Annotated in this window: 7 protein-coding genes; 4 read left to right on the top strand and 3 right to left on the bottom strand. The window is 62.0% G+C overall.

Annotated features, from left to right (window positions below):
- The first annotated feature begins 158 nt into the window (after nucleotides 1-158).
- Nucleotides 159-1,436: an amidohydrolase family protein gene (locus A9X05_RS02045; protein ID WP_067778875.1), complete on the top strand. Its 1,278-nt coding sequence runs from the start codon at nucleotides 159-161 to the stop codon at nucleotides 1,434-1,436.
- 267 nt (nucleotides 1,437-1,703) lie between these two features.
- Here the strand turns inward: A9X05_RS02045 and A9X05_RS29135 are convergent, their stop codons facing one another.
- The gene (locus tag A9X05_RS29135; RefSeq protein WP_082950352.1) at nucleotides 1,704-2,279 is read right to left on the bottom strand and encodes a PaaI family thioesterase; all 576 of its coding nucleotides are present in this window, start codon (nucleotides 2,277-2,279) and stop codon (nucleotides 1,704-1,706) included.
- A gap of 302 nt (nucleotides 2,280-2,581) precedes the next feature.
- Between A9X05_RS29135 and A9X05_RS02050 the strand changes: the two genes are divergently transcribed.
- Nucleotides 2,582-3,256, top strand: a complete 675-nt coding sequence (locus A9X05_RS02050) for a PadR family transcriptional regulator (RefSeq protein ID WP_067752631.1) — start codon at nucleotides 2,582-2,584, stop codon at nucleotides 3,254-3,256.
- On the opposite strand, the gene A9X05_RS02055 is transcribed toward A9X05_RS02050, so the two are convergent.
- Nucleotides 3,253-4,956, bottom strand: a complete 1,704-nt coding sequence (locus tag A9X05_RS02055) for a 3-ketosteroid-delta-1-dehydrogenase (protein ID WP_197498877.1) — start codon at nucleotides 4,954-4,956, stop codon at nucleotides 3,253-3,255. The two genes, A9X05_RS02050 and A9X05_RS02055, sit on opposite strands and share 4 nt — an antisense overlap.
- Before the next feature lie 103 nt (nucleotides 4,957-5,059).
- On the opposite strand from A9X05_RS02055, the gene A9X05_RS02060 reads away from it, so the two are divergent.
- The gene (locus A9X05_RS02060; RefSeq protein ID WP_067778881.1) at nucleotides 5,060-6,202 is read left to right on the top strand and encodes a Rieske 2Fe-2S domain-containing protein; all 1,143 of its coding nucleotides are present in this window, start codon (nucleotides 5,060-5,062) and stop codon (nucleotides 6,200-6,202) included.
- A gap of 351 nt (nucleotides 6,203-6,553) precedes the next feature.
- Here A9X05_RS02060 and A9X05_RS02065 read toward each other — a convergent pair whose 3' ends face one another.
- A complete protein-coding gene (locus tag A9X05_RS02065) occupies nucleotides 6,554-7,462 on the bottom strand; it encodes a hypothetical protein (protein ID WP_067752625.1) in 909 nt (302 codons plus the stop codon).
- 309 nt (nucleotides 7,463-7,771) lie between these two features.
- Between A9X05_RS02065 and A9X05_RS02070 the strand changes: the two genes are divergently transcribed.
- Nucleotides 7,772-8,371, top strand: coding sequence for a TetR family transcriptional regulator (locus A9X05_RS02070; protein ID WP_231969376.1), 600 nt, complete (start codon nucleotides 7,772-7,774; stop codon nucleotides 8,369-8,371).
- Nucleotides 8,372-8,705 lie beyond the last annotated feature (334 nt).

The raw sequence follows: 8,705 nt of genomic DNA on the forward strand, positions 1-8,705 counted from the left end.
GGGAGGTACGGCTTGTATTCGAGGAGGTCGGCGCCGGCGTGGGTATCCGCAGAAATGACAGTGTAGCGGGACGGGGTCTCAGGGGTGGCCATCAATCATCTCCTCAATGAGAATGCGACACCGGTCATTGTCTCGTGGCCGATAACTATGCATGATGAATGTTTCGTTCGGCGGATTCAACCCCGTCCCGCTACACTGTCATTTCTGCGGATACCCACGCCGGCGCCGACCTCCTCGAATACAAGCCGTACCTCCCGAAGGCGTTCCACGACGACTTCGACGCGTGGGCCACGACGTATGCCAGTCCTTTCGATGACTTGATCATCGCTACCGCAAAGCGCAACTGGGACCATGAGTTGCGTATTTCCGAGATGGACGCTGACGGGGTTGCGGCAGAGCTGTTGCTGCCCAACACTGTTCCTCCCTTCTTTCCGACGTCTCCCAACATCACCATCTCGTTGCCCCAGAACCGAGCAGAGTTCGAACACCGCTGGGCGGGCGTGCAGGCGCACAACCGATGGCAGGTCGATTTTTGTTCGCTGGCACCCGCACGCCGGCGAGGACTGATCCAGGTATTCCCCAACGACGTCGACGCCGCGCTGGACGAAATTCGTTGGGGCAACGAGCAAGGCTGCTTCGGTGGAGTGCTGCTGCCCCCAGTATCGCCGGGCGACCCCAATGTCGCCCCGCTGTTCCACACTCGGTATGAGCCGATTTGGCAGTTGTGCAGCGAACTGGATCTGACGATCGTGCAGCACGGCGGTCCGGGAAGTCCGGCAATGCCCATGGATCAGCCGGCATCCAACGCCGTGCTCATCACGGAAATGGCGCTGTGGGCCCAGCGCAGCCTGGGCCATCTCATCCTGGCCGGGGTTTTCGAGCGTTACCCCACGCTACGGTTCGCCCCTACAGAGCAGGGCACACTGTGGGTACAGCAGCAACTGATGACGCTCGATGCGATGGTCCCGACGATGAAGTCCGAAGCCGGCAACCGCACGTACGGCATGTTCGGTGGTTCCTCGGTCGATGGGCTTACCCTCACGCCGAGTCAGTACGCCCAGCGGAACTGCTACCTGGCCAGCGAATTGGCGCCCTTTGAATCAGTGATGATTGATTTCATGGGTGCAGACCACATTCTATGGGGAAGCGACTATCCGCACGAGGAGGGCTTCACTCCTCAATCCAGGCTGGCCATCCGGTGGGCGCTACAGAACAGATCGGAAAGCGAGTGCCGAAAAATTCTGGCGGAGAACGCGGCCCGGCTGTACCGATTCGACCTCGATGCACTGGCGCCGATTGCAGCCGAGATCGGGCCGACCGTGGCTGAAGTGCATACCCCCCTTGAGGACACCGGGTACCGTGCCCCGGCCGCGTTCGGCTACCGCCCCTTCGAGGGGGGACTCGCGTTGAAGCGCCTCGCTCCCCAACGCCGGTAATCGCGCCCTGATACGAGAGTCTCCAAAAGCCGGTTCATAAAGTTGCCCGGGGTTAGGCCCCCGGCCACTGAAGAGAGCGGTCTTCCGCAGCGCGCTGTTCAGACGCACCCCAGTGCTTGACTCAAGCGCAACTTTTCAGGCCTTATGCGGTGGTTTGTTTCGTCAGATCCGCGGTCAGAGATGATGATGGGGGCAGCCCGGCTCGGCACTTTCCAACACGCGATGTCTGGGATGGGTCGTAGGCGTGCTCTATCGGCGATGTTTTGCTTACTCCCGCGGATGAATGAAAACCCCTTCTGCTGAAACGGTTACGCCATCGCTGTCGCTGAGCTGTCCAGCGGCGAAGGTCTTGACCCCTTCGACGCGGTCGACCCAGGCCTCGGCGCGAAGAGGCTTTCGTAGCGAGGTTCCTCGGTGGTAGCGCAGGGTCAGCGTCCCGGTGTAGGCCGGCCGCCCTGGCTTGTGGGCGGTAGCGCCCAGTACATGGTCCAACACCATCGCGCAGACACCGCCGTGCGCGTAACCCGCCGGTCCTTCATAGGCTGCACCGAGGACGAGTTCCGACCAAACCAATCCGTTTCCCTCGTGAATCACGAGTGGGGGAGCCAACGGGTTGCGGACTCCGATCACCGCATTACCTGAAGCCGCGTTTTGCCCGTCGGCGCGGGTGCGCTCGCCGAACGATCCAGGTATCTGCTCGGCGCTCAGTCGGCCTGTGATTGCGTCTATCTCGGCCGTTGTGGAGGCAATAGCGTTGGGCTCCAACTCCGTTCGGATTGTTGCGTCGATGAGTTTGCGAACGGAAATGGCCAGTAGCTCGTATGTAGACGAGGGGTCAGTCATCGGTATACCCAAATCCCCGGTGTCGGCGGTGTCGCTGGCAAGGTCCTCGCCCTCGCTGACAGCGAACCGCGAGCCGGGGCGCGGCGTCCCTCAGGCGTGGCACGCCGACTGTTGGCGTTGCAGCGGGCGTGGTGCGGGCCGCACGCTGCAGAACCGGGGGACGCTGCACATGGAGTCGACGCTTGGCGACTTCGGTGGTCATCGCCTACCAGCGTGAAGTGAGCGGTCGCGGTCCGGAAGGTGGCGTCCCGTCCAGCGGGCATAGCACAGGGACATCTCGGCTGTGCTGTTAATCTGGCAAAATGGCCGAGCCCAGCGATAAGCCGGTGAAGTCGGCACTTGCCGCCACCAGTTGGGCGTTGCTGGGCATGCTCTCTTATGAAGAGGAAGTTTCCGGCTACGACCTGAAAAAATGGATCGACTGGAGCGTTGACCTCTACTACTGGAGCCCGTCGAACAGCCAGATCTATACCGAGCTGAAGAAGCTCCAAAGCTTGGGGCTGGTGACATCACGCATCGAACGTGACGAGGGCACCCGCAGCCGCCGGCTCTACAAGATCACCGCGGCCGGGTTGGACGCCGTCACCGACTGGACCAACAATGCCCCAGTGGATCCGCCGGTGCTCAAACACAGCGTGCTGATGCGCGTGACGTTCGGTCATCTGACGACCCCCGCTCGGCTCAAGGAAATGTTGCAGGACCACGTGGCCTACGCCGAAGCCAGGCATCGCAAAGCTGTCGAGGACGCCGAAGGCGCCGAGGACGAGCCCGCTTGGGCCTACTCAGTGCTCGCGCTGCGCTGGGCGGCCAAGTACTACGCCGCCGAGCGCGAGTTTGCGCTGGAACTGATGAAGGAAATCGACGAGGCCGACGGCTCCATGCAGAAGGCGAAAGGCGGATCGGGCAAATTACGCCCCACGCCCGGGTACTGGCGTGAGGTGGAAAAGCAGGTCCAAGCCAAGCGCCGAGACGACTAACCGCCGCCGGCGGCGTCTCTGGCGGCGATGTAGCCGTATACCAACCCTTGGGCGATCGTTGCGCCCGCGCCGGGATATGTGGCTCCGAACGCGTTGGCGGCGGTGTTACCGATGGCGTACAACCCGGTGATGACAGTGCCGTCTTCGCGCAGCACCCGTGCCCGCTCGTCGGCCTTGAGTCCACCGCAGGTACCCAGGTCGCTGAGCACCATCTTCACAGCGTAGAACGGGCCCTTGGTCAACGGTCGCAGATTGGGATTCGGCGTTATCGTCGGGTCACCGTAGTAGCGGTCATAGGCGCTGCGGCCGCGACCGAAGTCGGGATCCTCGCCAAGAGCAGCGCTTTCGTTGAAACGCGTCATCGTCTGGTTGAACTCTGACGGGGGAGTGCCGATCCGAGCGCCGAGTTCGCGCAGGCTGTCGGCGCGCACCGCGATACCCGCGTCATACCAGGTCTGTGGAATGGGCATGCGCGGAAACAGTTCGGCGCCAAAGACATAGCTGTTGCGGTATTGCTGATCGAAGATGATCCACATTGCTTCTACCGGTTGCCCGGACTGCTCGAGTTCGAGCAATCGCTGACCGAACGACATGTAGTCGGCCGACTCGTTGGCGAAGCGATGCCCATTTTGGTTGACGATGAGGCAGCCCGGAAGTGATCGCTCCGCGAGCATGACAGCGGGCGCCTTGCCCGGCAGCGGCGCGATCGCGGGAAACCACCAAGCCTGGTCCATCAGATCGATGTCTGCGCTGAGTTCTTGGGCGACGCGGATCCCCTCGCCGGTATTTGAGTCGGCGCCCAGGCTGACGTTGGGGTCCAGTGACTCGGACTGAAATTTCCAGCGCATCTCCATGCAGTGGTCAAAGCCGCCGGTGGCCAGCACCACCCCTTGCCGGGCCGTGATGGTCACTTCACGGCCGCCATGGCCGACAACCGCACCGCTGACGCGGTCACCGCTGCCGACCAGGCGCACCAAGCTGGTGTCGGTCCAGATCGGGATCTGAGCGCGCAACACACCGGCGAACAGGGCGGCGGCCAGGGCTTGGCCGCCCGCGGCATAGTGCCGGCCCAGCAGCCGGCCACCGAGACCTTGGGCCAATCGTTTCGCCAGGGTCGGAATCCCCTTGCGCGGCACCCGCGCCACCAGATTGAGCCAACGGTAGTCGGCGCCCGTCGTAGGGATGGTGAAGCCGGCCTCCATGACTCCTGGCCGTAGCCGGCTGCGATATTCGCCCAGGACGGCAGTGTCTAGAGGCCGGCACTCGCAGGTACGCCCGGCTGCGCTGCCACCGGGCTCTTCGGGGTGGTAGTCGGAGTATTCCCGGGCCCAAAAGAGCCGCATCGGAGTCGTTCGCTCGAGCAGCTCGACGGTCGCGGAGAGATGTGTCAAAAACTCCGCGGAACGCGGAGGCGGCGCTGAGCCCGCAACCACGGAGTCAAGATAGGTGGCGGCGCGCTCGGCGGTGTCGTTGGCACCGGCCCGCTGCAACACCGGGCCCGCGGGCAGCCACAGCGCCCCACCGGAACGTGCCGTCGAACCACCCACGTACGAGGACTTCTCGACAATCAGCACGGAGAGCCCTCGGTCGTGGGCGGCGAGTGCTGCGGCCATGCCGGTTCCCGAACCGACCACGAGTAGGTCCACCGTCGTGTCGGACACGGGAAGTCCAGCAGGAATCGTCGCGCTGTGCGTTGTCACGCCTGGTAACGGTAAGCGGCCGGGCCGCTTGGCGGGAAGAGGCGTCCTGATCAGTGGAACACGTGCCCTACACCTGCCGGTCAGTCGGGGTTGAATGGCGCCCATGAATTCGCAGTCCGAAGCCGGCGAAGTTCGGCTGATCGAGGCCGATGCTGCCCCAACGCGATTCGCCCGCGGCTGGCATTGCCTAGGTCTCATCAAAGACTTCAGTGACGGCAAACCGCACGCGATCAATGCCTTCGGCCAGAAGCTGGTGGTGTTTCGCGGCGGTGATGGACAGGTCAATGTCCTCGACGGCTACTGCCGCCACATGGGCGGTGACCTGTCGCAAGGTGAGGTCAAGGGCAACGAGGTGGCGTGCCCGTTCCATGACTGGCGCTGGGGTGGTGACGGACGCTGCAAGCTGGTGCCCTACAGCAAGCGCACACCCAAGCTGGCCCGCACGCAAGCGTGGACCACCCTGCAGCAGGACGGCATGTTGTTTGTGTGGAACGATCCCGAGCGCAAACCGCCCCCACCTGAGGTCGCGATCCCACGCATCGAAGGCGCCACCAGCGACGAGTGGACCGATTGGCACTGGTACACGACCGTCGTGAACACCAACTGCCGTGAAATCATCGACAACGTCGTGGACATGGCCCACTTCTTCTACATCCACGGCTCCCTGCCCACTCATTTCAAGAACATCTTCGAAGGGCACGTGGCTACCCAGTACATGAACAGTGCGGGCCGACCGGACCTGGGTGGCACAGAAGGTCCGCAGTTGCTCGGCACGACATCGGTGGCTTCCTACTACGGCCCGTCTTTCATGGTCGACGACCTGACTTATCACTACGCGGATGGTGACCACCACACCGTCTTGATCAATTGTCATTACCCAGTTGACGCGAATTCCTTTGTGCTGCAGTACGGCATCATCGTCAAGAAATCCGAGGCGCTACCCGATGATGTCGCGGTGCAGACTGCGGTCGCCCTGGGCGACTTCGTCAAACTCGGTTTCGAACAAGATGTGCAGATCTGGCGGCACAAGGCGCGCATCGATAATCCGCTCTTGGTCGAAGAAGACGGCCCGGTTTACCAACTACGTCGATGGTACGAACAGTTCTACGTCGATGTCGCCGATGTCCAACCGGATATGTTGGACCGCTTCGAGTTTGAGCTCGACACCACCCGTCCGTACGAGGCGTGGATGAAGGTGGTCGAGTCCAATATCGCTGCGCAGGCTACCGCCAAAGACTCGGTGTGATGACGGTGGCTTCGCCTGTGAGAGAGGACGAGCGCCTCGCCGACATGCCCATGTTGCCCGTGGTATGTCGGCGCTGTCGAGCGCGAGTGCAGGTTCGTAAAAGCAGCTGGAGCCAGACGAGCGTGCAGTGGACAGCCTCGGCCCTGGCCCGCTGTGAGGAGCGTTCCGCTGCTGCACAGCTAGCGCCATATGGACGTTGTGATCTGTTCCTGTCATGTTCGGCTCTTACCGAGTCGATCACGGATGCCGTGCGTGCCGGCACGCTTACGATCGTCGATGGAAGCGCCGGGACGTCGGCATGACGGCCGGGCCCCGCAGCTCTTGGCCGAGGATCCGCGGCCACGCCGCTTCCTAGGTGGATGACACCGGCATGATGGGGATCTTCTTCATCGCGCTGGCTCTGGGATCAGGGGCGGCCGCGGCCGCTTGATGGTTTGCTTCACCGCGCGTGTACGTCCACACGCAGAATGGTTCTCCTTGGGCAAACTTGAAATCCTTTGGCGGCAAGTTGATGTCGAGTTTGCACCCAGGAAAGAACGGGGCTGAGATTCGCTGCTCAAAAGTGCAGTTCATCCAGGCCCGTGCCGGTGGGTAGAGGCCTTCGTCGGTGTACTTCTGCAGCACTTCGCACCGACGCATGTTGAGCACCACGTGATCGGGGTTGTACACGATGTACTCGCCGCCGTACCCGAGCGTGCCATCGATGCTCAGGCAGGCCAACTTGAGAAAGTCCACTACGTGCACTGGCTCGATCTTGAACACTCTGGCCAGCTTGGGGTATTGGTAATCGATGATGAGTTGATACATGTCGGGAAGCCCGAGCCAGACCTCCTCCTCAGGGAGGATCTTGGTCCACTGGTCGATGAAATAGTTGTGTCCTTTGAGGTACTGGTCCCAATAGGTTTTGATCAGACGTATCAGGGCCGGCTTGGTCAGGTCCTCAGTCTGAACATCAAAGGGAATCGCTTGGTATTGAGCGTTTTTCCAGTCCCAACCCGGAGGGGCGATGTAGCGCCCCATCGGCATCACTTGGCGCATCCCCGCCCGCGACAGCTCCGCGGCGACATCCATGGCCGCGCTAATGCCGACCTTCTCCGAATAGATCTTGACGTGGGCGTAGGGCATGAAGTTCAAGACGTCTTCGAACACTCGCGCTAGGCCCATGAGGAAATCGCGGGAAAAGTCTTGGACGTTGCCGACCTTCCCCATGAAGTCATGGGTGTAGTCGTCATAGTTGAGTTCTTCGGTCTCAGTGGTCATCGGGGTTTCTCCTCAATTGGGCTCGGCTGGTGTCGTGACCTCGTTGGCTGGGTGGTTCAGCCCGCCTGGGGGCGGGCCATCGCATACCTGTCAAAGGGCCACTGTTGGGCGGCACGTCACTGCGCTGGCGTGTCAGATTGCGACATGAATGGCAGAATCTGACAACACGATGTTAGTCCGCAGGGGTGCGGGTCACCATCGCGATCCCGCTCAGCGGGATGCCGTCGCGAGTCCGAGCACATCAGTCAAGGGATTGCCGCGGTTAGGATTGACGTGCAGTTCGTGTGGCGAGGAAGTGAGGCAAGGCTGGTGAGCAGTCCGGCGACGCACGCGGAGCGCCGCGCCGAGGATCTTCGGATGCACATCGCGCTAGCTGCCCGCGACACTTTTCTCGCCGACGGGTCTACCTCGGCGACCGTCGAGCGGATCTGCGAAGCGGTGGGCATTGCGCCGCGTACGTTTCACCGGTACTTCCCGGTCAAAGAAGACGTCGTTATGCCGCTATTCCGTGAATTCGGCAGGCTGAGCATCGAGACCCTGCGTGACGCAGCACCGGACAGCGACACCGTCGAGGTCCTCGTTGCGGCATTTAGCACCGAAGTTCCCCGGCGGGGCCGGATGGAGATCGATCGCAGGTTCATGGCGATGATGATCAGCGATCCCCAATACCGATTGCGGTGGCTGGACTGGGGACAAGACCTTATCGCTTCCATCACCGAGTTCCTTGCCGCCCGGTTCGATCTAGGCGATGACCCATTCACCCGAGAGCTGCCTGCCCAGCTGGTGGTTCAAGCGTGTCGGCACGCCTACGTCCACTGGGTCCAGCACGGCGATTTCGCCGCCCTGCAATCCGCGTTGCGATCCGCCATGCAGATGATCGTAGGAACGCTAGCGTGTCCGGGTGTCTGAGCCGCAGCTCACGGTCGGTCGATCACGATAGATCCAACGTCGTGTAGCTCTCTTAGGCATTTCGTTGCCCCACCACGAGAGCGCCTTCATCGGGCGGTGGCGGGCTAAACGTCACCGCACGTCCCGAAGCCGGCCAAGTCGGGATGCCCCGGATTCGCCGAAATGATCCTTGATGCTGCGCTTTCTGTGCTTAAGCCAATTGGAACGCACTCAGTGGCGCTTCTTCTGGATAGGTAGTGGGTCCGCCGAGGTCGTAGGCAGCATTAAGCGCGGCAATGAATCCAGGGTCGTGCAGGGGATCGCTGGGAGTGTCGAGCTTGATGCCCTTGCCCTT

The organism is Mycobacterium sp. E3298, assembly GCF_001666895.1.
Classification (GTDB): domain Bacteria; phylum Actinomycetota; class Actinomycetes; order Mycobacteriales; family Mycobacteriaceae; genus Mycobacterium.

Coding starts and splice junctions, on each gene's coding strand:
- A9X05_RS02060 (WP_067778881.1), top strand. CDS start 5,060: ATGAATTCGCAGTCCGAAGCCGGCGAAGTTCGGCTGATCGAGGCCGAT.
- A9X05_RS02050 (WP_067752631.1), top strand. CDS start 2,582: ATGGCCGAGCCCAGCGATAAGCCGGTGAAGTCGGCACTTGCCGCCACC.
- A9X05_RS02065 (WP_067752625.1), bottom strand. CDS start 7,462: ATGACCACTGAGACCGAAGAACTCAACTATGACGACTACACCCATGAC.
- A9X05_RS02045 (WP_067778875.1), top strand. CDS start 159: ATGTTTCGTTCGGCGGATTCAACCCCGTCCCGCTACACTGTCATTTCT.
- A9X05_RS29135 (WP_082950352.1), bottom strand. CDS start 2,279: ATGACTGACCCCTCGTCTACATACGAGCTACTGGCCATTTCCGTTCGC.